Raw genomic sequence first — 23,643 nt, forward strand, 5'->3', positions numbered from 1 at the left:
GCGTGACCGAATCCTTCCGTTCCCTGTTGCGCTCCCTGCCGGACTTCCCGGCCTCCCTCCCGCCCTTCGACGCGAAGGCCGCCGAGTCCGATCCCACCCTGCTCTTCCAAGGCTGGCTCGCCGCTGCGCTCGCCGCCGGGGTACCCCAGCCGCACGCCTTCAGCCTGGCCACGGCGACGGCCGCCGGCCAGCCGTCCTCGCGGATGCTGATCCTCAAGAACATCGACGAAGCCGGCTGGCACTTCGCGAGCTCGGTGACATCGCGGAAGGGGCTCGAGCTCAGCGAGAACCCGCGCGCCGCGATGAACTTCTACTGGCCGCAGCTGGGCAGGCAGGTGCGGGTGGTCGGTTCGGTCATCGAGCTCTCGGCCGAGGCATCCGCCAGGGACTGGGACGAGCGCCCGGCCACAGACGGCCGTCCCAACCCGAGCTGGCGGCTCTACGCCCTGCAGCCGAGCGAAATCGAATTCTGGCAGGCGAGCGCCGACCGGAACCACGTGCGCTACCGGATCGAGCTGTCGAAATGACCGCCGCTTCGCCGAAGAAATCGCCGAACAAGTCCGGCTGGACCGCCGCGGACATCCCCGACCTCCGCGGCCGCACGGCCATCGTCACGGGAGCGAACTCGGGGCTCGGCTTCGTGACGGCGTCGGAGCTGGCCGGGCACGGGGCATCCGTCACCCTCGCCGTGCGCGATCTCGCGCGGGGCGAAGACGCCGCGCGGCGCATTCTGGCGGGGCTTCCTGCCGGCCGGGCAGCGGATGCCGCGGTGCAGGTGCGCGTGCTCGACCTGTCCAGCCTCGCCTCGGTTCGGGCCTTCGCGAGCGACTGGCTCGCCGAGCACCCGGGCGGACTCGACATCCTCGTCAACAACGCGGGCGTGATGAACGTGCCGGAGCGCCGGACCGCCGACGGATTCGAACTGCAGTTCGGCACCAACCACCTCGGCCACTTCGCGCTCACCGGGTTGCTGCTGCCCGGCCTGCTCTCCCGCGCCGCCGCCGGCACGGACACCGTCGAGGACAGCGTCGGGGGAGCCGGCCGGAAGGCCAGGGTCGTCACGCTCTCCTCCGCCCTGCACCGGCGCGGCCGGATGGACTTCGACGACCTGATGGGCGAGCAGAAGTACAAGCCGTGGGCCGCCTACGGCCAGAGCAAGCTCGCCAACCTGCTCTTCACGAGCGAACTGCAGCGCCGGGCCGACGCCGCGGGGGCACCCCTGCTCGCCCTCGCCGCCCACCCCGGGTACGCCCGCACGAACCTGCAGTCCGTCGGCGCGAGCATGCGCGGCAGCGGCTTCGAACGCCGCCTGACGGAGCTCGCGAACCGGGTGCTCGCCCAGCCCGCGGAGATGGGGGCGCTGCCCTCGCTCTACGCGGCGACCGAGCCGGGCCTCGGCGGGAACACCTTCGTCGGGCCGGACGGCTTCGGCGAGCAGCACGGCCACCCGCATCCGGTCGGGCGGTCCGAGCGGGCCGCCAACCGAGCGGATGCCCTCCGCCTCTGGTCGGAAAGCGAACGTCTCACCGGGGTCACCTTCGATCTCGGCTGACGCCCTGTCGCTCCTGTAGACGAGCTCGGCCGCTCGTCGCATTCCTGCGTCCACGCCCGCGCCGGTTTTCGCAGGCCGCGCCCGAAACGGCGGGCGCGGCCTGCGAAAACGGGAGCGGCGGCGGCGCCGCGCGCATCCGGTCGCGCTGGATTGACGGGGAAACTAGCGCAGCGAGGAGATGCCGAGGGCGATCTGCTTGAGGTTCCGGATCCGCTGCTCGTAGCGGGCAGCGAGCACGATCAGCAGGGTGCCGCCGATTCCGAGCCACAGCCACCAGGCGACGGCGGCGTAGGCGAGCGCGATCCACGGCCACAGCTGGGCGAGACCGTGCACGAGCAGCACCACGGCGCCGAGCACGAACGGCGCCTGCAGGCGCTGACGGAGGCCGACCAGGAGCACGCCGAGCGCGAGCACGCCGAGTCCGACGATCCGCCAGAGCGGGCTCTCGGTCACGTCGAGCAGCAGCGATGGAACGAGGAGCACGACCAGGCCGGGCGCGAGCCACGGCCAGCTGCGCGCGGACGGCGTCGCCTCGAGGTGCAGCCAGCCGCTCGCGACGAGTGCGACGGCGAGCGGCACGCTCACGATTTCGATCGGGTGCGGCACGCCGTGACCGTAGCCGGCGATCACCGCGACTCCGCCGGCAATGATGGCCAGCCAGGCCACCCAGCGACCGCCGCGGCTCGGGTCGAGCTGGAACAGCGTGACGTGCACGGCGGAGAATGTCCACGCGAGCAGCACCACGCGGATCGTCGCGAGCGGCTCGTAGCCGAGTGCGGCGACTTCGGCCCCGAGCACGCCGGCCATCGCCAGGACGACGAGACCGTAGCCGGTCAGGAGCGCTGCGGCATCCGTCGCCGGAGCCCGCTGCGGACCAGGCGGCGTCGGACCAGGCGGGGTCGGACCAGGCAGTGCACCGGTGAAGCGGATGTCGTCGCGTGCGTCGTCGCCGATGGTGCCGTCGGGCGCGCGGTCGCCGACGGCAGCGGGGAGCCCGGCGAGGGTGCCCCGGCGGGCCCCGGCCACGAGAATGATTCCGGTCGCGGTCGTCAGGAGGGCAGCGGGTAACAGCCAGCCCTCGAGCCGGGAGTCCGGTCCGTCTGGGACGCTGTCGAGGAGCGGGCTCACCCGGTTCAGGGCGGTGAGCAGTACGGCGACGAGTCCGGCGGCGACGGCCGACCAGGCCAGCGGGTGCCATGCCGGTGCTGCGCTGAGTGCGGCGCCGCCGATCGCGAGTGCGCCGCCGAGGGCGAGCACGAGGATCGGGCGGAGCAGGGACCCGTCCGGTGCCTGCGGGAGCGTGGCGCTCGGGAGTACGGCGAGCAGGAGGCCGGCCTGGATCCAGAACTGGGTCGACCGGGCCGCGCCCGGAAGGGGGTTGCGGAAGAAGTCGGCCGCGAGGAGACGTCCGGCGACGATCGCGAGTCCGACGGGCACCGTCACGATCTCGAGCGGAACCGGGACGCCGTGCAGGTACCCGCTGAGAAGTGCGACGCCGGCCCCGCTGAGGGCGGCCCAGGCGAGGGCGCGGCCCTCGGGGGTGCGGTCCCACCGGATCAGGCCGACGTGCACGGCCGCGCAGGCGAGGGCGAGCAGTATGACGCGCGGGGCGGCGAGCGGGGTCTCGTCGGGGGCCACTGCGGCGAGGCTCAGGACCTCGGCGAGTGCGCCGAAGGTGATGGCGAGCGTGAGCAGGCCGTAGCCGGTGCGCACCGCGAGCCGGGCGGTGATGTGGGCGTCACCGGCAGCCGAGGCGTCCCCGAGCATCCGTCGCCCGGATCGTGCGCTGAGGATTCCGGCGACCACGAGAACCAGCAGCGCGGGCAGGAGCCAGGCCTCGATGAGCAGGCCCGCGTCCTCGGGGCCGCGGAGGAGCGCCACGATCCGGCCGCCACTCGTCACGAGGAGCCCGAGGGCGCCGCTCGCCGTGGCCGCCGCGAGGTACCCGGACCGCGGAGGGGTCCAGCGCACGGCGCAGCCCACAAGGAGCAGCACGGCCGAGACGCCGGCGACCGCGAGCGGGCGGGCGAGCGCGCCGGTCCCGGAGACGAGCGCGAGGGGCACGAGCGCGACGAGCAGCCCCGCGAGGGTGAGCCAGCCGGCGACGGGGCTCCCGGCGGTCCGGCGGTCGACCAGGCCGAAGCGGCGGATGAGCGCGGCGAGCACGAGCAGGACCGCCGCGACGGGCAGCACATAGGGTTCCAGGGCCTCGGTTCCCGACCGGGAGAGGCCGAGCCAGAGGCCCGCGATCCCGAGGCAGAGCGCGACCCAGCCGAGGTGGCGTCGCGGGGAGCGCGAACCGAACAGCCCGTCGGAGGCGATCGCGGCCAGGAGCGCGGCGAGGCCGGCGAGGAGGAGCGCGACCCAGCCGAGCGGGCGGCCCGTGGCGATCGCAGTGATCGTTGCCGGGCCGAGCACGAGCAGCGCACCGGCCTCGAGGGCGAGCCGGTCGGAGGGGCGGCGGGGCATCGACGGGGGTGTCCCGGGCGGCGTGCGCGACCCGAGCGACCCGAGCGTGAGCCCGAGGGCACAGCAGAGGATGGCGGCGACCGGCGCGGCGACGTCGGCGACGGTGGTGGGGGCATCCGTCGCCCGGAGCACGGCGCTAAGGAGCAGGAGCAGCACCGGGGCGAGCGCGACGATCGCGGTGAGGCGCTCGATGGGTGCACCGACCCGGTTTCCGCGGAGGGCGAGCCAGAGAGCGGCGGCGGCGAGCAGCACCGCGGTGTGGATGATGCCCGCGACCGGTTCGGGCTGCAGCAGGTCGGCGCGTCCGGCGGGGTCGAGGGCCGCGGCGAGGCTCGCGACAGGCAGGGCGAAGGCCAGGATCGTGGGGGCGAGCAGGGTGCGGAACGCCCAGCGGCGCTCGGTGAGCTGCACCCACCGGGGTAACGGAACGGCGAAGAAGAGCTGGAGGAGCGCGGTCGCGGCGGTGAGGCCGCGCAGTTGATCCACGAGCAGCACCGATGCCGGTGGGCGGGCGCCGAGGGTGAGCGCCCACGGTGCGACGACGGCGGCGAGGAGGGTGAGCAGGACCGCGCCCGCGAGCAGTGCGCCGCGCCCCTGCGCTCGTCGGCCGCGTGCGGGCTGGTCGGCGGGTCCGGAGACGTTCGCTTCCTGGCCGGCGCCGAGCAGGCCGCGGGCGACGACGAGCGCGAGGATGCCGGCGGCCGTGCCGATCCACCAGGTGTCCGAGCGCGCCCAGCCGACCAGGAAACCGAGGGAGATGCTCACGATGACGAGCGCGAGCACGATCGGGCGGAGGGATCCGAGCGGCAGGCGGCCGTGCTGGTGCGCGAAGAGAGCGAGCAGGGCGCCCGCGCCCACCAGCGCGAAGAGCGCGGTGACGAGCCACAGCAGGCCTGAAACCGGCCCGGTGAACGGAACCGCGAGCACGAGAGTCGCAGCGAACAACGCGGCGACGAGGCGTGCGCGGGCGCGCAGCAGCCCGCCGGCGCGCCAGCTGGCGGCGGCGAGGGCGCCGGCGGCGACAAGGGCGCCGAGGGCCCAGAGACTGGTCGCACCGACCGGGTCGTCCAGCTCGTCGAACCAGGAGAGGAGCGGGTTGAACGTGGTGCCCGGGTCGCCGGAGAACACCGTCAGGCCGCGCACGACCGCGACGCCGAGCGGCCACGCCGCCGCAGAGAGCGTCGTCGCGAGGCCGAAATAGCCCGCCGCAAGTGCTGCGGTCAGGGCGGCGACGCGCTCGGCGGTGCGCCGGGCTCCGGTGGCGCGGTTGGACAGGAACTCCAGGCCGAGCGCGAGGGCCAGCGCGACCAGCAGGGGCGCCGTGACGAGCAGCGGCATGGTGCTGGTGCTGGTGCGGATCGCGATGATCAGGGCGATCAGCGAGAGCGCGAGCGCCGCGACGGCCGAGCAGAAGCACGCGAAGACGAGCGATCCGGCGCCCGGGGCCGGAAGCGCCGAGCGCACCCCGACGACCATGGCCGCGTGCACTGCCGCGACGAGCGCGACCGCGCCGAGCAGCCAGAGGGGGGCGACCTCGATGCCCGGGTCGACGAAGAGGGCCGTTGCGAGCGCGCCGAGCAGCGACACGACGGCGAAACCGAACACGATCGCCCGCTCGGGCGCCCGGTCGGGCGCCCGGTCAGCACCGGGTCGGCGACCGGCCGGCGCAGCGGCACCCGTCGATGGTGACACCCGTGTGAAGCGGTGGATGAGCGCGCCGACGGCTGCCCCGAGGCACGCGAGGTAGACCCGGGTCACTCCGTCCTGGCCGACGGCCGCGGCGGAGAGGAGCAGGCCGAGACCGGGCGCGGCGGCCGCGAAGCCGGCGACGCTCGCGACCCGCAGACCGGACACGGCGTTCCAACCGAGGAACAGCACGGTGCAGAGGAGGAGCGTCACTCCCCAATAGCCGTCGGCCTCTGTCGCGCCGAGCCCGAAGAGGTCGTTCTGGCGGAGGGACCAGGCGTCGAGCAGCACGAGCACGACCGCGAGGGCGCCGATGCCCTCCGCCGTGACCCCGAGACCGCGCCGCTTGAGCAGCGCGGCCGTGACCAGTGCCCCGGCGGTGAACGCCCCGACGATGAGGGAGCGCACGAGGAGCCCGGCGAAGATCCACGCCACCGTGAGGAAGAAGATCGCGGCGACGGACACGAGCGTGACCCCGACCAGGAGCAGCAGGATCTGCACGCTCGACCGTTTCGGCGGGAGCGACGGGTCCCGCGGCGCCGGTGCGGACTGCGGGGGTGCCTGCCGCGGCGGGGACGGGCGGGGCGTGGATTGGCTGGGCGGCGACTGGTGGGGCTGCGTGGACATCGCGGGCGCGGACAGGGAGGGCGCCGGCGTCGCGTGCGCGGACGGTACCGGCACCGAAGAAGCGGTCGAAGCCGCACCCGCGATCGGGACGACCAGGGGAGCAGTCGCCGACGGTTGGGGCAGCCAGGACAGGGGAGGCGCCGGAGCGGGCGCGGTCGGCGTCCGCTGCACCTGCTGGGCGGCGGCCCGGGCCTGGGCCGCGTCGAAACGCAGCCGCCCGATCAGTGCGATGCGCCGGTCGAACAGTTTCGCGGCATCCGTTGACACGGCGAGAAGGTCTGCGGCGACCGGATGCCGCAGGTCGAGCCCGCAGGACGGGCACCCGTATGGTGCGAGCGGGGTCTGGCAGGCCGGGCACAGGGTCGTGTCGGTCAGGTCGCGGAGCGCGCCGGGCCAGAGCACCGTGCCCGCGTACTGTGCGAACGGATCGGGTACGGCGGAATCGCCGCCGGCCGGTTCTGACATCGTTGCCCCTCGCTAGATGTGGACTGCCCCCACAGGCTATCGTGCGGCCGCAGGCACGCGGCGGCCCCCGTTCGGCCTGTGGACAACCGCTTCCGTCTCCCACCCCTCGCCCCCCTGTTGTTCCGCGAGAGCGGAGTTATGGCCCTTAAACCAGCGTTTTAAGGGCCATAACTCCGCTCTCGCGGGAGGGCGAGCGGATGCTCCGCGCGGGGAGCGGAGCGCGGGAGGGGGCTAGAGGCCGTTGGAGGTGAGCCAGTCCAGGAGCACGCGCTCGAACTCCTCGGGACGCTCGACGCTCGGGAGGTGCGCGGTGTCGCGGAAGGTGCAGCCGCTCGCGAAGGGCAGCGTCGACAGCAGGTACTCGTACTGGGCGAGCGCCGGCGTCACGTCGAACTCGCCGACCGTCACGAGCGCGGGAACCTCGATGTCGATCACCCGGTTGCTCGCGGGCGGTTCGAGCGGGATCGGCACCGGACTCTCCTCGGCGTGCACAACGTTGACCCGGTTGAGCGCGTACGCCGTCGACACGAACTCGGGGTCGAGGGCCTTCTCGTCCCTGGTCGGCCCGATCGCCCAGAGCGCGACCTCGAGCTGGGCGAGCCGGTGCCAGTCCCGGGCGTCGAAGGCCTCGTCGAGCTCGTCGAAGCGGGCATCCTCGAGCTCGGTGAGCTCGACCTCGGGGAACCCGCTCGGGCCGGACCCGATCGTGACGAGCCCCGCGACCCGGTCCGGGCTCTCGACGGCGATGTCGATCGCGATCGATCCTCCGCGCGAGCAGCCGATGAGGGTCGCGGACGCGATGCCGAGATGGTCGAGCAGGGCGAGCGCATCCGCCCGGTTGGAGAACGCGACGTTCTCGGTCGAGGTCTGGCCGAAGCCGCGCGAGTCGAACCGCACCACGAAGTGCTTCGCGGCGAGTGCAGCGACCTGGGGGTCCCACATCCGCAGGTTCGCGATCCCGGCGTGCAGCAGCAGGATCGCCGGTGACGACAGCGCGCCCTCGGTCTCGTAGTAGAGCGACGCACCCGGAACGCTGAGATGAGGCATGCTTCGAGCGTACGGCGGCGGCGTGACCGCTGGCAAGGAACCGGCTCCCGCTGCGGCCGAACTGTCCCCTAATCTGGGAGTAATGAGCGGCGTCCTGGTCGGGTTCTCCATCATCGGATTCGTGATCCTGGTGGGCTACCTCATCGAGCGTGCGGGGTTCGCCGGCCCCTCGGCGGGGTTCGTGCTCAACCGGGTCGCGTTCTTCGTGGCGATGCCCGCGTTGCTGTTCACGGTGTTGAGCCGCACGGATGTCCGGGTCGTGTTCTCCCGCTTCCTCCTGACGACCCTGTGCAGCGTCCTGATCGTGGTGGCCCTGTACCTGGTCGCGAGCCGGTTCCTCGGCCGCGGCAGCGGATCAGGCGCGGTGCCGCGCCGGGACCGGGTCGCCGAGACGGTGCTCGGGGCCGCCGGCGCCAGTTACGTCAACTCGAACAACATCGGCCTGCCCGTTGCGATCTACGTGCTCGGCAGCGCGCACTACGTCGCCCCGGTGCTGCTCCTGCAGCTGCTCCTGTTCGCCCCGATCGTGCTCGGCATCCTGGACGTCACCACGAGCGGGCGACTCTCGTTCCGGGCGGTCGCGACCCAGCCGCTGCGCAACCCGATGATCCTCGCGTCGCTGTGCGGGCTCATCGTGGCGGTGTTCGGCATCCCGATCCCGGAGGCCGTGTTCGCTCCCCTCGACATTCTCGGCGGGGCCGGCGTGCCGATGGTCCTGCTCGCGTTCGGCATGTCGCTGCACGGCGACCGGGTGCTGCGGCCGGGGTCCGGCCGGCGCAAGGTCGTGCTCGCCGCCGTGCTCAAGATCGCCGTGATGCCGGTCGTCGCGTGGGCCCTCGGCCGGTTCGTCTTCGACCTCTCACCCGCGGAGCTCTTCGCCGTGGTGAGCGTGGCCGCGTTGCCGACCGCGCAGAACGTCTTCAACTTCGCGGCGCGGTACAACCGGGGCACCGTTGTCGCGCGCGACACCGTGCTGATCACCACGCTCGCCGCCGTGCCCGCGCTGATCGTGATCGCCGCGCTGCTCGCGCCGGTCGCGTAGCGTCCCGGACTGTCAGACCCGCGGGCGGCGGTAGGCGGATGCCGGCGGCCGGGTCAGCCACGGGCGGAGCCACCGCGTGATCCACGGCATCACGAGCAGCGTCATCGTGGGCGCCATCACGAGGGTCGTCAGCAGGATGCGGGGCACGATCGGGAAGCCGCCCCACTCGGGGATCGCGAGGGTGACCAGGAACGTGAAGACGACATTCGTCGGAAAGAAGCCGAGGCCGATCGCGACCGTCTGCTTCCACTGCGAGGGCTGGTAGATGCTCGAGTCCGCGCCCTCCTGCGGGGTGTCGAACCAGCCTTCGATGCCGGTGCGCTTCTGCACCCGGGCGTCGAGGATGTAGTCGACGCCCTGGGCGAGCCACTCGGCGCGTTCATCGGAGCCTTCCCAGGCATCCAGGGAATCGGAGTTGTCGAAGCGGTAGAGCATGTGCCAGCTGAGCGAGTCCGCGCTCGTGCGCACCCAGCCGGAGCCGAGGAACCCGGGGAACGCACTCGCGAGGTCCATGCCCTGCTGGGCCCAGTGGGTTGCCTCGGGGATCCGGGTGGGCTGCACGCGGCGGGTGATGGAGACGGTGATGGAATCGGACGGCCCGGCCGCCGCCGGATTGCCATCGTTCCCCGGCGATACGGAAGACATGCATCCAGTATCCTCGACGGCCGCGGTCCCGGTCGAGCCCCCACCGCATCCTTCCGCTCAGGCATCCCGTGCGGCGGTATGGTTCCGAATTCAGGAGTTGAGCCCCACAGGTGCTCGAACTCAGCGGATGTGCGGCACTGGTCTGCGACCCGGGGGACCGCACTCGAGCTCAACTCCTGAATTCGGAACCACACGGGGCCGGTAGAGCCATGCGGGTCGGGCGGCTCGACTAGAAGATCATCGGGCGGTCGTCGTCCTCGTCGTCGAGCGTGAGGTCGACGACGACGGGCACGTGGTCACTCGGTGCGTCGCCCTTGCGCTCGTTCCGGTGGATGCTTGCGTCCGTGACGAGGTCGGTGAACGCCGGCGAGCCGAGAATGAAGTCGATGCGGAGGCCCTCATTGCGCGGGAACCGCAGCTGTTTGTAGTCCCAGTAGGTGAAGCCCTCCGGAACGAGGGGGCGCACCGGGTCGGTGAGCCCCGCGGCGGCGAAGGCCTCGAAGGCGGCCCGTTCCGGCGGTGAGATGTGCGTCGACACCCCGGGGATCAGCGTCGGATCGCCGACGTCGGAGTCGAGCGGGGCGACGTTCCAGTCGCCCATCAGCGCGAGGGCGAGATCGGGGCGGGCGGCGAGTTCGGCGCGGGTGTGCCCGTCGAGCTTGGCGAGCCAGTCGAGCTTGTACGCGTAGTGCGGGTCGTCGAGCGCGCGCCCGTTCGGCACGTAGAGGCTCCAGAGTCGCAGGTCGCCCACCGTGACCCCGAGCGCCCGGGCCTCGAGTGGCAGCCCGGGGCCCTCCTGGCCTTTGAGGAAGCCGGGCATGCCGGGGAAGCTCGTGGCGACATCCGTCATAGGGTGCCTGCTCGCGAAGGCGACGCCGTTCCACTGGCTGAGGCCGTGGATGGCGAGCTCGTAGCCGGCCTCCTCGAAGATATCGGAGGGGAACTGCTCCGGCTTGCACTTGATCTCCTGCATGGCGAGCACGTCGATGTCCTCGCGCACGAGCCAGTCGACGACACGGGCGGAGCGGGCTCGGATGGAGTTGACGTTCCAGGTGGCGATGCGCATGCGCCCAGCCTATTTGACGGATGCCGCAGCTCGCGTTTGCGCGCACGGCTCCGTGAGGTGTCGCAGATCGACGTTCGCGGGACGTGGGAACCTCGATCTGTGACACCTCAGGCATGAGGCCGCTGGGGTGCCGGCCTCAGGGGGCTACGGGCGCCGACTGCTTCGGGCCGACCTGGGCGGCCAGCGCTGCGAGCACGTCCGCCGGGGTCGCCGCGGCCTGGAGGGTGGCGCGGAACGCGGGCTTCATCAGGGCGCGGGATAGCTGGGCGAGCACCTTCAGGTGCTCGGTTCCGGCCGCCGCTTCCGGAACGGCGATCAGGAAGATCAGCTTGGCCGGGGTGCCGTCCGGCGAGGTCCAGTCGACGCCGTGCCTGCTGCGGGCGAAGGCCAGGATGGGGGCGCTCACTCCGTCCGACTTGGCGTGCGGGATCGCGATGCCGTCGCCGACCGCCGTCGTGCCGAGCTGCTCGCGGGCGAGGGCCGCCCGGACCACGAGGCCCTCGTCGGTGACGCGACCGGTCGTGCCCATCAGGCCGACGAGGGTGCGGATCATCGCGTCCCGGTCGGTCTCGGCGGCGTCGAGCACGATCGTGTCTTCGTCGATGTAGTCGAGCACCGTCTTCGGTGCTGTCGAGACGGATGTCTTCGCGGCGGCGGGCGTGACCCCCGCCGGGTCGGGCGTGGGGTCATCCGCCAGTGACGTGCTGGCCGGAGCGGAGACCGAAACGGGGGAACCGTTCGTCGGAGTCGTGCCAGCGACCGACGGTGCGTGGCGTTCCGCCCTGCGCGCCGATACGCCGAGAAGCAGCAGGGAGACGAGGGCGGTGACGACGGCACCGATGAGCAGAGCGGCGAAGTACATCGGCACCCCGGAGACCGCGCCGAAGACGGCGACGATCGGGCCTCCGTGCGGCACGGAGTCGGTGACCGCGAAGAGGGCGGCGATGCCACCCGCGACGGCTCCGCCGATCATGTTCGCGGGGATGACCTGCAGCGGCTTGGCGGCGGCGAGCGGGATGGCGCCCTCGGTGATACCGAAGAAGCCCATGAACAGGGCGGCGATCCCGGCCTCACGCTCCGGCTTGGAGAAGTAGCGGCCGCGGATCAGGGTGGCCAGGCCCATTCCGAGCGGCGGAACGGCGATCGCGGCGGCGACCATGCCCATCGGGGCGGGGTTCCCCGTCGCGATCAGGGCGCTGCCGAAGAGGAACGCGGTCTTGTTGACCGGACCGCCCATGTCGAAGGCGACCATGGCGCCGAGGATCAGACCGAGCACAATCGCGCTGCCGCCCTGCAGGCCGGTGAGGAACGTGCTCATGGTCGAGAAGACCCAGCTGATCGGCTGGCCGAGGGCGAGCACGAAGGCACCGCCGACGATCACGGTCGTGAGCACGGGGATGACGAGGATCGGCATGATCGGCTTGATGTAGCGGTGTACGGGGATCTTCTTGATGCCGAGGGCGACGAAGCCGACGAGGAATCCGGTGACGATGCCGCCGATGAAGCCCGCCCCAGATTCGGAGTGGTAGAACGATCCGGTCGTGGCGATCCAGCCGCAGATCATGCCCGGCGCGAGCCCGGGCCGGTCGGCGATCGCGTAGGCGATGAAACCGGAGAGGATCGGCACCATCAGGGTGAAGCCGAGCACGCCGATCTGGTTGATCGTCAACCAGAAGCTGCCCTCCGGGATGACGAGTCCCTTCGGGGTCGCCTCGCCGCCGAGGGAGAGCGAGATGGCGATCAGCAGCCCGCCGACCACGACGAACGGGATCATGTAGGACACGCCGTTCATCAGGGCGCGGTACAGGGTGCCGCCGAAGTCGGTTCTGCCGGTGGTCGAGGCCGGGGTCGCCCCGCCCGAACCGGCGGAGCCGTCGGCCGTGGGGGAGGGCTCGGCTGCGAGGGCCTCCCGGATCAGTGCGGCGGGGCGGTGGATGCCGTCGGCCACCCCGACGGAGACGATCCGCTTGCCCGCGAAGCGCGACGGGTCGATCCTGGTGTCTGCGGCGATCACGACGGCATCGGAACGGTCGATGTCGGCCTGGCTGAAGGTCCCTTCGACGCCGACGGAGCCGTGTGTCTCGACCTTCATGTCGTAGCCCAGTTCGGCCGCCGCGGCCGCGAGTTTCTCTGCGGCCATGTAGGTGTGCGCGATGCCGGTGGGGCAGGCGGTGATTCCCAGGATCAGAAGCCGATGCGGTGCCATCGGCGCTGCGGTGAGGGGTTCGGGCATGGCTCGAGAGTCCTTCCGGGCCGAGGTCGACCGGAATCTCCGTGAACACCACAGCTCAATTTCATAAGCTTAACTAACTTCATTTCGCCCCGCGAACGAGGGTGACCGGGTGAGGTGTCGCAGATCGACGTTCGCGGGACGTGGGAACCTCGATCTGCGACACCTCGGGAAGAGCGGGGACGTCCGGGCGGTTATGGGACGTGACAGGATCGAAGAATGAGCGGAAAGCGGGACCGGTGCACGGCGAACTGAGCATTTTCGCACTCGGCGGGATCGGCGAGGTCGTGGCGGGCGACGACCTCGCCGGGCTGATCCTCGCGGCCGCAGGTGCCGCCGGTGCCGGTGCGGGCACCCTGCTGCGTGACGGCGATATCCTCGCGGTCACGAGCAAGATCGTCTCCAAGGCCGAGGGGCGGGTGCGCGCGGCGAGTGACCGCGAGCAGGCGATCACCGACGAGACCGTGCGCGTCGTCGCGACCCGCGCATACCCGGGCGGCGTCACCCGCATCGTCGAGAACCGGCAGGGCCTCGTGATGGCCGCGGCCGGCGTCGACGCGAGCAACACCCCCGACGGCCTCGTGCTGCTGCTCCCCTCCCAACCGGATGCCTCCGCCCGCGCCCTCTGCGCCGCGCTCCGTGCGCGCACCGGGCTTCGCCTCGGCGTGATCATCACCGACACCGCAGGACGCCCCTGGCGCGAGGGCCAGACCGACATCGCGATCGGCGCGGCCGGCGTCGCCGTGATCGACGACCTGCGCGGCACGACGGATGCCCACGGCCGGCGCCTCGACGTCACCGCGCCCGCCGTCGGCGACGAGATCGCCGGCGCTGCCGACCTCGTCAAGGGCAAGGCGAATGGCACCCCGGTCGCCGTGATCCGGGGACTCGGCCGGCTGGTCCTGCCGCTCCCGGCCACGGAGGCCCCCGATGCCGCATCCGCAGGCACCGGCGCTGCACCGACCGGCGCCGACAACGGTGCTGCTCACCGGGGTGCTGTCGACCAGACGGCCGACGACCGCGGTGCTGCGGTCCTGCTGCGCCCGAGCGCGACAGACATGTTCCGGCTCGGCAGTGCGGAGGCGGAGGCCCTCGGCTATGCCCGGGGCTACGCGGCCGGACTCGCGGCCGGGCGGGTTGGCGACGCTGAAGTGGTCGCGGACGTTCCAGCCGCGACCGCGAAAGCCGACCTGCCGTGAGCTGGGTGGTCGTGGTTCCGGTCAAGGGCAACCCGGGCGCGAAGACGCGCCTCGGCGGCCCCGGCCAGGACCGTGCCCGGCTCGCCGACGCGTTCGCGCTCGACACCGTTGCCGCCCTCGCCGCCGCCGCCCCGGTCCTCGCCGTCTTCGTCGTGACCGGGGACACCGTCCTCGGCGCGCAACTCGCCCGCCTCGGCGCGCACATCGTCCCCGAGATTCGGGACCAGGCCGACGCGCTCAACGCCGCGATAGTCGTGGGGCTGGCCGCGGCCGCTGCGGAGTTCCCGACCGCCCATCGTGCCGTGATGACCGGGGACCTGCCTGCCCTCACCGCGGCCGACGTCGAACGGGCGTTCGTGCTCGCCGCGGGGCACGAACGCTCGTTCGTGCCCGACGCCGACGGGACCGGCACGACGACCCTGCTCGCGCTCGCCGGGGTGCCGATCAGCCCGCGCTTCGGACCCGGCTCACGTGCCGCGCACGAGTCGGCGGGGCACGTTCCGCTCGCACTGCCCGCCCGGTCCGGAATCCGCCGCGACGTCGACACCCCGGCCGACCTGGACCGGGTCGAACGGCTGGGCGCGGGACCGCACACGTCCGCGCTGTTCGCCGCGGCATCCGCCCCTCGCGCCGTTCCCCACGCCGTGCCCGACCCCGTCGTCACCCCGTCCACCGATCGCCCCCTCGAGAAATGAGCATCATGCTTCCTCTGAAACTCGGATACAAGGCATCCGCCGAACAGTTCGCCCCGCGCGAGCTGGTCGAGATCGCCGTCGCCGCCGAGCGGCACGGTTTCGAATCGGTCGCGGTGAGCGACCACTTCCAGCCCTGGCGGCACACCGGCGGGCACGCGCCCTTCTCGTTGGCCTGGATGGCGGCCGTCGGGGAGCGCACGACGCGGGTGCAGATCGGTACCTCGGTGATGACGCCGACGTTCCGATACAACCCGGCCGTGATCGCCCAGGCCTTCGCGACGCTCGGCTGCCTCTACCCGGGCAGGATCATGCTCGGTGTCGGGACCGGCGAGGCCCTCAACGAGATCGCGACCGGGTTCCGCGGCGCCGGCGCCCAGGACTGGCCCGAGTTCAAGGAACGTTACGCCCGGCTGCGCGAGTCGATCGCGCTGATGCGCGCGCTCTGGTCGGAGGACAAGGTGAGCTTCGAGGGCGAGTACTACAGCACCCACGACGCGAGCATCTACGACCGACCCGAGGGAGGCATCCCGGTGTACATCGCGGCGGGCGGGCCCCTTGTGGCCGGCTACGCGGGACGGTCGGGGGACGGCTTCATCTGCACCTCGGGCAAGGGCATGGAGCTCTACACCGAGAAGCTGCTGCCGGCGGTCGCGGCCGGCGCGGAGAAGGCCGGGAGGGACGGGGCCACGATCGACCGGATGATCGAGATCAAGCTGTCCTACGACACCGACCCGGCGCTCGCGCTCGAGAACACCCGGTTCTGGGCGCCGTTGTCGCTCACGCCCGAGCAGAAACACGACATCACCGATCCCTCGGAGATGGAGGCTGCCGCGGATGCCCTCCCGATCGAGCAGGTCGCGAAGCGCTGGATCGTCGGTTCGGACCCCGACGAGACGGTCGCGGCGATCGGCCAGTACATCGACGCCGGCTTCAACCACCTGGTCTTCCACGCCCCCGGACACGACCAGGAGCGGTTCCTGACGGCCTTCGAGCGCGACCTGGCCCCCCGCATCCGCGCCCGCGCCGGCGCCTGACCCGCGCCTGGCCTTGTGGAACGCCGCCGCCCGGGCGGAGCGCGCCATCGGCCGTGGCTAACTCAGGAGATTCCCCAGGGTGGGGTGGATCGGCCGCACTGGTCCGCGGGGTGTCCGCGGCCGGCGGGGCGGATTTCCTGAGTTCGCCCCCGCAAAGGCGGGCGCCCGGTGTGGGGCCATGCCTCTTAGGGCCTGAGGCGATCCCCAATTCGGTGGCTCGGTGGCGTGGTGTGTATCCGGGTGAGTGTGGCTAACTCAGGAGACTCCCCGGGGTGGGGTGGATCGGCCGCACTTGTCCGCGGTGTTTCTGCGGTCGGCGGGGCGGATTTCCTGAGTTAGCCCCCGCCGGTGCCGGAGACAAGTGGGTGTCACGCGGTGCAGGGTGGTCGGCCCCGCGGAGTCAGGCCTGGGGGTGCTCGGGCTTCTTGAGGTTGGCGCTGATCGCGAGGGCCTCGAGCACGGCGGCGGGAGTCTGTGCGGACTGGATCGCGGCGCGGAACGCCGGCTTCGCGAGGCAGCGCGAGAGCTGGGACAGCACCCGGAGGTGTTCGGTTCCCGCCGAGGCCTTGGGCACGGCGATCATGAAGATCAGCGTCGCCTTCTCACCGTCGGCCGAGTTCCAGTCGATGCCGTGCTTGCTCCGGGCGAAGGCGAGCACCGGCGCGAGCACGGCCTCGGACTTCGCGTGCGCGATCGCGATGCCGTTGCCCATGCTCGTGGTGCCGTGGGTCTCACGGCGGAAAGCGGCCTGGGCGACGAGTGCGACGTCGGTGATGCGACCGGTCGTGCTCATCATGCCGGCGAGGGTGCGGATCATCCGGTCCCGGTCGGTCTCGTCGACGTCGAGCACGATGGTGCGCGCGTCGATGTAGTCGAGCACGGTCTTCTTGCCTGTCGACACCGAGCCGGTCGTCGTCGACGGCACGATCGGGATCGCGGTCGTCAGCGGCATCGTCATCGTGGCGAGGTTGCGCTTGGGGTGCGGGGTGCTGATGACCACGGGCTCGGCCTTCGGGTGCACCAGGGACGGGGCTGATGCGACGGGGGCGGATGCCGCGGCTGCGGCCGAGGCGACGGCGCGTGTCCCCGGGGTCGCGGCAGGGGTCGCGGCCGAAGCCGGAGCGGGCGCTGCGGCCCGGGAGGTTGATGCGCCGGTGGAGTCAACCGAGGGGGCTGCCGCGCGGCGCCGGGAGACGACGATCGCGACGACGACGGCCGCCACGACGATGACGCCCACGATGAGAACGGGGACGATGGCCGGCATGCCGGGAACTGCTCCGACGACGGCGGTGATCGAGCCGCCGTGCAACACGGAGTCGAGATGTGCGGGCATGACAGTAGGGTCCTTCCGGTAGGCCGACCGGAATCGAGCGCTGAACCGGGGGCAAATTAGTTAGCTTAAGAAATAATTAGCCTGACTTAGTGTATCCCCCGCGCGGGCGACGCCACTCGGAACAATGTTGCCGCAATTTCCGCCGTCGTGTCCAGGTCGTGCATCCAGAGCGGCACGGCGAGCGAGCGGATGCCGGCGGCCGTGAGAGCGGGCAGGGCCGCGGCATCCGTTTCGTCGACGAGCCAGCCGTCCAGGAGGCCGCCGGTGGACCGGGCGCCGTAGTGCAGGCCGACGGCCGCAGCGGTCGTGGCGACGCCGATGGTCTGGAGGCACGCGTCGGCCATGCCGCGAACGGCGGCTCCCGCGATGATCGGCGAGACGCCGACGACGCGGGCCGGGGTCGACCGCAGGGCGTCGCGGATGCCCGGGATCGCGAGGATCGTGCCGATCGAGACCACGGGGTTCGACGGCGGCAGGATCACGAGGTCCGCCGTCAGGATCGCCTCGAGGACGCCCGGCGCGGCCTCAGCGGCGTCGAGCCCGCGCTGCACGAACTGCGTGACCGGCACGCTCGCGCGGTACCGGACCCACCATTCTTCGAAGTGGATCAGGTCCCCGGCGCGGTGCTCGTCGGCATCCGCTGCGAGGCGGGCGTGGGTCTCGACCGGCTGGTCGCTCATCGGCAGCAGGCGGGCGCCGGGCTGCCAGCGCTCGCAGAGGAACGCGGTCGCCTCGCTCAGGGTGGAGCCGGAGCGCAGCAGGTCGCTGCGCACAATGTGGGTCGCGAGGTCGAGGTCGCCGAGCGTGAACCAGGACCAGCCGCGCCCGTACGCCGCGATCTCGGACGAGGTGCGGCGGGACTCGTCCGGGCGGCCCCAGCCCTGCTCCTCGTTGATGCCACCGCCGAGGGTGTACATCACGGTGTCGAGGTCGGGGCAGATCCGCAGGCCGTCGAGCCACATGTCGTCGCCGGTGTTGACGATGACGGTCACCTGCGCGGACGCATCGTTCGCCGCCAGGTAGTGCAGCAGCCCGCGCGTGAACCGGGCCCCGCCGATCCCGCCCGCCAAAACCGTGATCTTCGTCATACCCCTATCCTCCTGCAGTCGTCCTGCTGCCGCTTTCGCGAACGGGCGGGGCGGGGGCGAAGAGCAGAGACGGATGCCCGCCGCGGGGGTGCGGGACGACGAAACTGTCCACGCCATAGACAGCGGCGATGACCGAGGGGACCAGCACCTCGGCGGGGGCGCCGGCAGCTGCCAGGCGGCCGTCGGAGAGCAGCAGGATCTGGTCGCAATACGCGGCGGCGAGGTTGAGGTCGTGCAGGGCGAGGACCGCGGTGAGGCCGAGGTCCCGCACCTGGGCGAGCAGGCCGAGCTGTCCGCCGATGTCGAGGTGATTGGTCGGTTCGTCGAGCAGGAGCAGGCTCGGGCGCTGGGCGAGGGCGCGGGCGATCTGCACCCTTTGCTGCTCGCCGCCGCTCAGGGAGCCCCAGTTCCGGTCGGCCAGCTCTGTGCCGCCGACCTGGGCGAGCGACTCGGCGACGATGCGCAGGTCCCCGGCCCCGTCGAAGCCGCCGAAGATTCCGGTGCGGTACGGGATGCGACCGAGGAGGACGACCTCACGCACGAGGAGGTCGATCGTGGGGCTCGCGTTCTGCTCGAGGAGGGCGATCCGCCGGGCGGTCTCGCGCCGGCCGAGGGTCGCGAGGGGCGCGTCGTCGAGGGTGATCCGTCCCGTCGTCGGGGTGTGCAGGCCCGCGATGAGGCGCAGCAGCGTGGATTTCCCCGCACCGTTCGGGCCGAGCAGGCCGGTCACCGAGCCGGTCGGGATCGCCGCGGAGACGTCGTCCAGGATCGTGCGCCCGCCGATGCGGAACGACACCCGCTCGATGACTACACCCATGTCCCGGACTTCCGGCTCTTGATCAGCGCGATGAACACCGGCACCCCGATCAGGGCGGTGATGATCCCCACCGGCAGCTCACGCGGGTCGAAGACCGTGCGGGCGAGGGTGTCCGCGATCACGAGGAACACCGCGCCGGATACCGCGACGAGAGGCAGCAGTCGGCGATGCCCCGGTCCGCTGAGCCCGCGTACGAGGTGCGGCAGGATCAGCCCGACGAACCCGATCGCACCGCTCACGGCGACCATCGCCCCGGTCAGCAGCGCGACCAGGCCGAGGAGCGCCCAGCGGGTGCGGTTGACGTCGACTCCGAGCGAGGCGGCGGCGGTGTCGCCGAAGGCGAAGGCGTCGAGGCGGCTCGCGGCGAGCACGAGCCCGGTGCCGGCGAGGAGAAGCGCGCTCCCGGCGATGAGGACCGTTCCCCAGGAACTGCCGGCGAGGGAGCCGAGCAACCAGTTCAGGATCTCCCGGTAGGAGTCGCCCTTGGCCGCCCAGAAGATCACGAAGGAGGTGCCCGCCGCGCCGAGCTGGGCGATGGCGAGGCCGGCGAGCACGGCCCGGCCGGGCGTGATCGTTCCGCCGACCCTGGCGATCGAGAGCGTCGCGACGAGCGCGGCGAGTGCCCCGGCGAAGGCGGCGAGGGGGAGCGCGACCCCGACGCCGAGGATCACGACGCAGACCGCGCCGAGCGACGCCCCCGACGACAGGCCGAGCAGGTACGGGTCGGCGAGCGGGTTACGCGTCACGCTCTGCATGACCGCGCCGCTCAGGGCGAGGCCGGCGCCGACGAACGCCGCGGTCAGCACCCGGGGGAGCCGCAGCTGCCAGACGATCGCGTCCGTGAGCACGGGCACCGTGCCGGAGTGCGGGAAGCCGAGGTGCGCCGCGAGGCTGCCGAGGACATCCGTGAGGCTCACCGGGGCGGGCCCGATCGTCACGGCCAGCGCGGAGACGAGCACGAGAGCGGCCAGGGCGAGCGCGAGCCACAGCCCGAAGCGAGCGTTCCGGCGAGCGGATGCCGCCGGCCGGGTCCGTCCCGCCGCGGAGCCCGTGACCGCTCTCACCGACTACTTGCTCAGCGAGTTGAGGTCGGCCAGCTGGTCGATCGTCGTGGCCGCGGCCTCGACGTTGCGGATGCCGGCCTCCGTCGAGGCGAACGGGAGGGTGATGTAGCGCTTGTTCTTCACCGCGGAGAGGTTCTTCGTCGCCGGGTTCGCCTCGAGGGTCTTGATCTTCGACTCTGCCGTGTTCCAGGTCGCGTCGACGAGCACGATGACGCTCGGGTTGGCCGCGACGACGGATTCCCAGCCGACCGAGGTCCAGGTGTCCTTCACGCTCGCGAAGACGTTCGTGAGGCCGGCGGCATCCATGATCATCTGCGGCGCGCCGATTCCGGCACCGACGTACGGGCTGTCGACGCCGCTCGAGTACCAGACAGCGGAGGTCTTCGTGGTCGCGGGGGAGAGCGTCGTGAGCTCCTTGCGCTGGGTGGCGACGAGCCGCGCGGCGGCCTCCGGGGCGCCGAACACGGCGCCGGCCTGGGTGATCTCGCCGAAGACGGTGTCGAAGGTGAGCGGGTTGGGCTGGGCGGCGCCCTTGCAGGCGGACGGAGCGACGTAGCTGCCGATGCCGACCGCGGCGAGGGTGTCGCGGGTACCGACACCGTCGGCGGCGAAGTTGGACTCCCAGCCGCCGAAGACGAAGTCCGGGTTCAGGGCGAGCACGGCCTCCTGGCTGGGCAGGAAGTCGCTGACGACCTTGAGGTTGGTGCCGATGGAACTGAGCGCCTGCGGGAGCGGACCGTCCAGGAACGCGGTGCCGACGATGCGGTCGCCGAGACCGAGGGCGAGGAGGAGTTCCGTGGCCGACGACTTGATCGACACGATCCGGCTCGGGGCCTTCGTGATCGTGGTCGTCCTGCCGCAGTTCTCGATCGTGAGCGGGTAGGCCGGCGTCGCCGTCGGGGTGGCGCTGGCCGTTGCCGCATCCGGGGCGGGGCCTGCGGGAATCGGGCTCGTGGTCGCGCAGCCTCCGAGGAGGGCGGTGAGCGCCGTGGCAGCAATGAGCGCCGGCCAGGCGCGAGAAGCGCGGGGCCCGCGGGAGAACGGGAGACGTGTCATGAGACCTTCGGTGGCCGGGCGGGACTTTCTGAATCGTACCAGCGCCTGATAACGGTTTCGCCGATCGCTTGCCACGGGCGCTGTTGGGCGACAGGATGATCCACACGCACTCAGCACGCCCGGAAGTTCCAGTGCAGGTTCAGTCATCTCGCAATACTGACTTGGTGGAGGCAGACATGTCCGACGGATCCAATAACCCGGCCAGCGGGAAGATCGGTCGGGATGCAGCCGGCCAGGGTGCGAACATCGTGCGAGCGGCGATCACCCAGGCCACCTGGACCGGCGACGAAGCATCCATGATCGCCAAGCACGAGGGATTCGTCCGCTCGGCGGCCGCGCAGGGCGCGCAGGTGATCTGTTTCCAGGAGCTCTTCCACGGCCCGTACTTCGGCATCGTCCAGGACCCCCAGTACTACGGCTACGCGACGAGCGTCCCCGGGCCGCTCGTCGAACGGTTCCAGGCGCTCGCCGCGGAGCACCACATCGTGATCGTGCTGCCGGTCTACGAGGAGGAGCAGGCCGGGGTGCTCTACAACACCGCCGCAGTGATCGACGCCGACGGCAGCTACCTCGGCAAGTACCGCAAGCACCACATCCCGCACCTCCCGCAGTTCTGGGAGAAGTTCTACTTCCGGCCCGGCAACCTCGACTACCCGGTCTTCGACACCGCGGTCGGGAAGATCGGCGTCTACATCTGTTACGACCGGCACTTCCCGGAGGGCTGGCGCATCCTCGGCCTGAACGGCGCCGAGATCGTCTTCAACCCCTCGGCCACCAAGCCCGGCCTGTCCAACCGGCTCTGGGAACTCGAGCAGCCGGCCGCCGCCGTCGCCAACCAGTACTTCATCGGCGCCAACAACCGGATCGGCACCGAATCCGGCGAGTTCGGCGACGAGGCCGTCACGTTCTACGGCAGCTCCTACTTCGTCGACCCGCGCGGCAACTACGTCGGCGCCATCGCCTCGACCGACACCGAGGAGATCGTGATCCGGGACCTCGACCTGAGCGTGATCCGGGAGACCCGCAACTCCTGGCAGTTCTACCGCGACCGCAGGCCGGACTCCTACGACCCGATCGTCGAAGCATGAGCACCCGGGTCGGGCGCACCCTGATCCGGGGCGGCACGGTGGTCAGCTCGACCGGCCGTTCCGAAGCGGATGTCCTCATCGACGGCGAGACGATCGTCGCCGTGCTCGCCCCCGGCTCCACGATTCTCGGGTTCGACGTCGCGGCATCCGCCGACCGGGTCATCGACGCGACCGGGAAATACGTCATCCCCGGCGGCATCGACGCGCACACCCACATGGAGCTGCCCTTCGGCGGCACCGCGGCCTCGGACACCTTCGAGACCGGCACCCGCGCCGCCGCGTGGGGCGGTACGACGACGATCATCGACTTCGCCGTGCAGAGTTACGGGCAACGGGTCTTCGACGGCCTCGCGACCTGGCACGAGAAGGCCGCGGGCAACTGCGCGATCGACTACGGCTTCCACCAGATCATCGGCGACCTCAACGCGGACTCGCTGCAGGCGATGGACGGGCTGCTCGACGAGGGGGTGTCGAGCTTCAAGCTCTTCATGGCCTACCCGGGCGTGTTCTACTCCGACGATGCGCAGATCCTCCGGGCGATGCAGAAGTCCGCGAAGACCGGGCTCATGACAATGATGCACGCCGAGAACGGGCCGGCGATCGACGTGCTCGTCGGTCAGCTGCTCGCCGAGGGCAAGACCGACCCGTACTACCACGGCATCGCCAGGGCCTGGCAGCTCGAGGAGGAGGCCACCCACCGGGCGATCATGCTCGCCGACCTCACCGGGGCGCCGCTCTACGTCGTGCACGTCAGCGCGAAACAGGCCGTCGCCCAGCTCGCGGCCGCCCGCTCCCGGGGCAAGAACGTGTTCGGGGAGACCTGCCCGCAGTACCTCTACCTCTCGCTCGAGGAGAACCTCGGCGCCCCGGGCTTCGAGGGTGCGAAATGGGTCTGCTCGACGCCGCTGCGTTCCCGCGCGGAGGGACATCAGGAGGAGCTCTGGCAGAGCCTCCGCACGAACGAGCTGCAGCTCGTCTCGACCGACCACTGCCCGTTCTGCATGAAGGGCCAGAAAGACCTCGGACTCGGCGACTTCTCGAAGATCCCGAACGGCATCGGCTCGGTCGAGCACCGCCTCGACCTGCTGTACCAGGGCGTCGTCGAAGGCCGGATCACCCTCGAGCGCTGGGTCGAGTTGACCTCGACGACGCCGGCCCGGATGTTCGGCCTCTACGGCACCAAGGGCGTGATCCAGCCGGGGGCGGATGCCGACGTGGTCGTCTACGATCCCGCCGGGCACACCTCCATCGGGGTGGGCAAGACCCACCACATGAACATGGACCACTCCGCGTGGGAGGGGTACGAGATCGACGGGCACGTCGACACCGTGCTCAGCCGCGGCAAGGTCATAGTCGACGGCAACAGCTACCTCGGGGCGAAGGGCGACGGGCGGTACCTGCCGCGCGGCCTGAGCCAGTACCTGACCTAGTCGCGTCACC

The 23,643-nt window shown here is 71.5% G+C and carries 18 protein-coding genes; 8 read left to right on the forward strand and 10 right to left on the reverse strand.

What is annotated here, in order from left to right; translation table 11 throughout:
- Positions 1-2 precede the first annotated feature (2 nt).
- Complete coding sequence (locus tag MQH31_RS08840) at positions 3-527, forward strand: pyridoxine/pyridoxamine 5'-phosphate oxidase (protein ID WP_134533147.1); 525 nt, start codon at positions 3-5, stop codon at positions 525-527.
- Positions 524-1,552 (forward strand): oxidoreductase, encoded by a 1,029-nt coding sequence (locus MQH31_RS08845; protein WP_243011743.1) that lies wholly within the window; start codon positions 524-526, stop codon positions 1,550-1,552. The genes MQH31_RS08840 and MQH31_RS08845 overlap by 4 nt, the downstream gene beginning before the upstream one ends.
- A 162-nt stretch (positions 1,553-1,714) precedes the next feature.
- Here the strand turns inward: MQH31_RS08845 and MQH31_RS08850 are convergent, their stop codons facing one another.
- Together MQH31_RS08850 and MQH31_RS08855 are read right to left on the reverse strand one after the other, a co-directional pair.
- Entirely contained in the window at positions 1,715-6,799 is a 5,085-nt protein-coding gene (locus tag MQH31_RS08850) for an SCO7613 C-terminal domain-containing membrane protein (protein WP_243011744.1), read from the reverse strand.
- A gap of 231 nt (positions 6,800-7,030) precedes the next feature.
- Positions 7,031-7,846 carry an alpha/beta fold hydrolase gene (locus MQH31_RS08855; protein ID WP_243011745.1) on the reverse strand — a complete coding sequence of 272 codons (816 nt, stop codon included), beginning with the start codon at positions 7,844-7,846 and terminating at the stop codon, positions 7,031-7,033.
- A gap of 82 nt (positions 7,847-7,928) precedes the next feature.
- Here MQH31_RS08855 and MQH31_RS08860 point away from each other — a divergent pair, with 82 nt between their 5' ends.
- Positions 7,929-8,888: an AEC family transporter gene (locus MQH31_RS08860; RefSeq protein ID WP_243011746.1), complete on the forward strand. Its 960-nt coding sequence runs from the start codon at positions 7,929-7,931 to the stop codon at positions 8,886-8,888.
- Between the two features lie 12 nt (positions 8,889-8,900).
- On the opposite strand, the gene MQH31_RS08865 is transcribed toward MQH31_RS08860, so the two are convergent.
- From MQH31_RS08865 to MQH31_RS08875, 3 genes are all read right to left on the reverse strand, one after another.
- Positions 8,901-9,533: an antibiotic biosynthesis monooxygenase gene (locus tag MQH31_RS08865; protein ID WP_243011747.1), complete on the reverse strand. Its 633-nt coding sequence runs from the start codon at positions 9,531-9,533 to the stop codon at positions 8,901-8,903.
- 229 nt (positions 9,534-9,762) lie between these two features.
- A complete protein-coding gene (locus tag MQH31_RS08870; protein ID WP_243011748.1) occupies positions 9,763-10,599 on the reverse strand; it encodes an exodeoxyribonuclease III in 837 nt (278 codons plus the stop codon).
- A gap of 136 nt (positions 10,600-10,735) precedes the next feature.
- Complete coding sequence (locus tag MQH31_RS08875) at positions 10,736-12,832, reverse strand: PTS fructose transporter subunit IIABC (RefSeq protein ID WP_243011749.1); 2,097 nt, start codon at positions 12,830-12,832, stop codon at positions 10,736-10,738.
- A 200-nt stretch (positions 12,833-13,032) separates the two neighbouring features.
- Between MQH31_RS08875 and cofE the strand changes: the two genes are divergently transcribed.
- From cofE to fgd, 3 genes are read left to right on the forward strand one after another with little or no spacing between them, the layout of a single operon-like run.
- Positions 13,033-14,028, forward strand: coding sequence for a coenzyme F420-0:L-glutamate ligase (cofE, locus tag MQH31_RS08880; protein WP_372488134.1), 996 nt, complete (start codon positions 13,033-13,035; stop codon positions 14,026-14,028).
- Complete coding sequence (gene cofC, locus MQH31_RS08885; RefSeq protein WP_243011750.1) at positions 14,025-14,723, forward strand: 2-phospho-L-lactate guanylyltransferase; 699 nt, start codon at positions 14,025-14,027, stop codon at positions 14,721-14,723. Before cofE ends, cofC begins: the two co-directional genes overlap by 4 nt.
- A 5-nt stretch (positions 14,724-14,728) precedes the next feature.
- Positions 14,729-15,757: a glucose-6-phosphate dehydrogenase (coenzyme-F420) gene (gene fgd, locus MQH31_RS08890; protein WP_198415872.1), complete on the forward strand. Its 1,029-nt coding sequence runs from the start codon at positions 14,729-14,731 to the stop codon at positions 15,755-15,757.
- A 400-nt stretch (positions 15,758-16,157) separates the two neighbouring features.
- Here the strand turns inward: fgd and MQH31_RS08895 are convergent, their stop codons facing one another.
- The 5 genes from MQH31_RS08895 to MQH31_RS08915 form a co-directional block, all read right to left on the reverse strand.
- Positions 16,158-17,090, reverse strand: coding sequence for a PTS sugar transporter subunit IIA (locus MQH31_RS08895; protein ID WP_243011751.1), 933 nt, complete (start codon positions 17,088-17,090; stop codon positions 16,158-16,160).
- A gap of 86 nt (positions 17,091-17,176) precedes the next feature.
- The gene (gene cofD / locus MQH31_RS08900; RefSeq protein ID WP_243011752.1) at positions 17,177-18,178 is read right to left on the reverse strand and encodes a 2-phospho-L-lactate transferase; all 1,002 of its coding nucleotides are present in this window, start codon (positions 18,176-18,178) and stop codon (positions 17,177-17,179) included.
- Positions 18,179-18,182: 4 nt separating this feature from the next.
- Positions 18,183-18,995 carry an ABC transporter ATP-binding protein gene (locus MQH31_RS08905; protein WP_243011753.1) on the reverse strand — a complete coding sequence of 271 codons (813 nt, stop codon included), beginning with the start codon at positions 18,993-18,995 and terminating at the stop codon, positions 18,183-18,185.
- A complete protein-coding gene (locus MQH31_RS08910; RefSeq protein ID WP_372488135.1) occupies positions 18,986-20,059 on the reverse strand; it encodes a putative F420-0 ABC transporter permease subunit in 1,074 nt (357 codons plus the stop codon). Before MQH31_RS08910 ends, MQH31_RS08905 begins: the two co-directional genes overlap by 10 nt.
- 3 nt (positions 20,060-20,062) lie before the next feature.
- A complete protein-coding gene (locus tag MQH31_RS08915) occupies positions 20,063-21,115 on the reverse strand; it encodes a putative F420-0 ABC transporter substrate-binding protein (RefSeq protein WP_134533167.1) in 1,053 nt (350 codons plus the stop codon).
- A gap of 176 nt (positions 21,116-21,291) precedes the next feature.
- Between MQH31_RS08915 and MQH31_RS08920 the strand changes: the two genes are divergently transcribed.
- Both MQH31_RS08920 and hydA read left to right on the forward strand, forming a co-directional pair.
- A complete protein-coding gene (locus MQH31_RS08920; RefSeq protein WP_134533169.1) occupies positions 21,292-22,203 on the forward strand; it encodes a nitrilase-related carbon-nitrogen hydrolase in 912 nt (303 codons plus the stop codon).
- The gene (hydA, locus tag MQH31_RS08925; RefSeq protein WP_243011754.1) at positions 22,200-23,633 is read left to right on the forward strand and encodes a dihydropyrimidinase; all 1,434 of its coding nucleotides are present in this window, start codon (positions 22,200-22,202) and stop codon (positions 23,631-23,633) included. The genes MQH31_RS08920 and hydA overlap by 4 nt, the downstream gene beginning before the upstream one ends.
- The last annotated feature ends 10 nt before the right edge of the window (positions 23,634-23,643 follow it).

This window comes from Cryobacterium zhongshanensis, from assembly GCF_022760445.1.
Classification (GTDB): domain Bacteria; phylum Actinomycetota; class Actinomycetes; order Actinomycetales; family Microbacteriaceae; genus Cryobacterium; species Cryobacterium algoricola.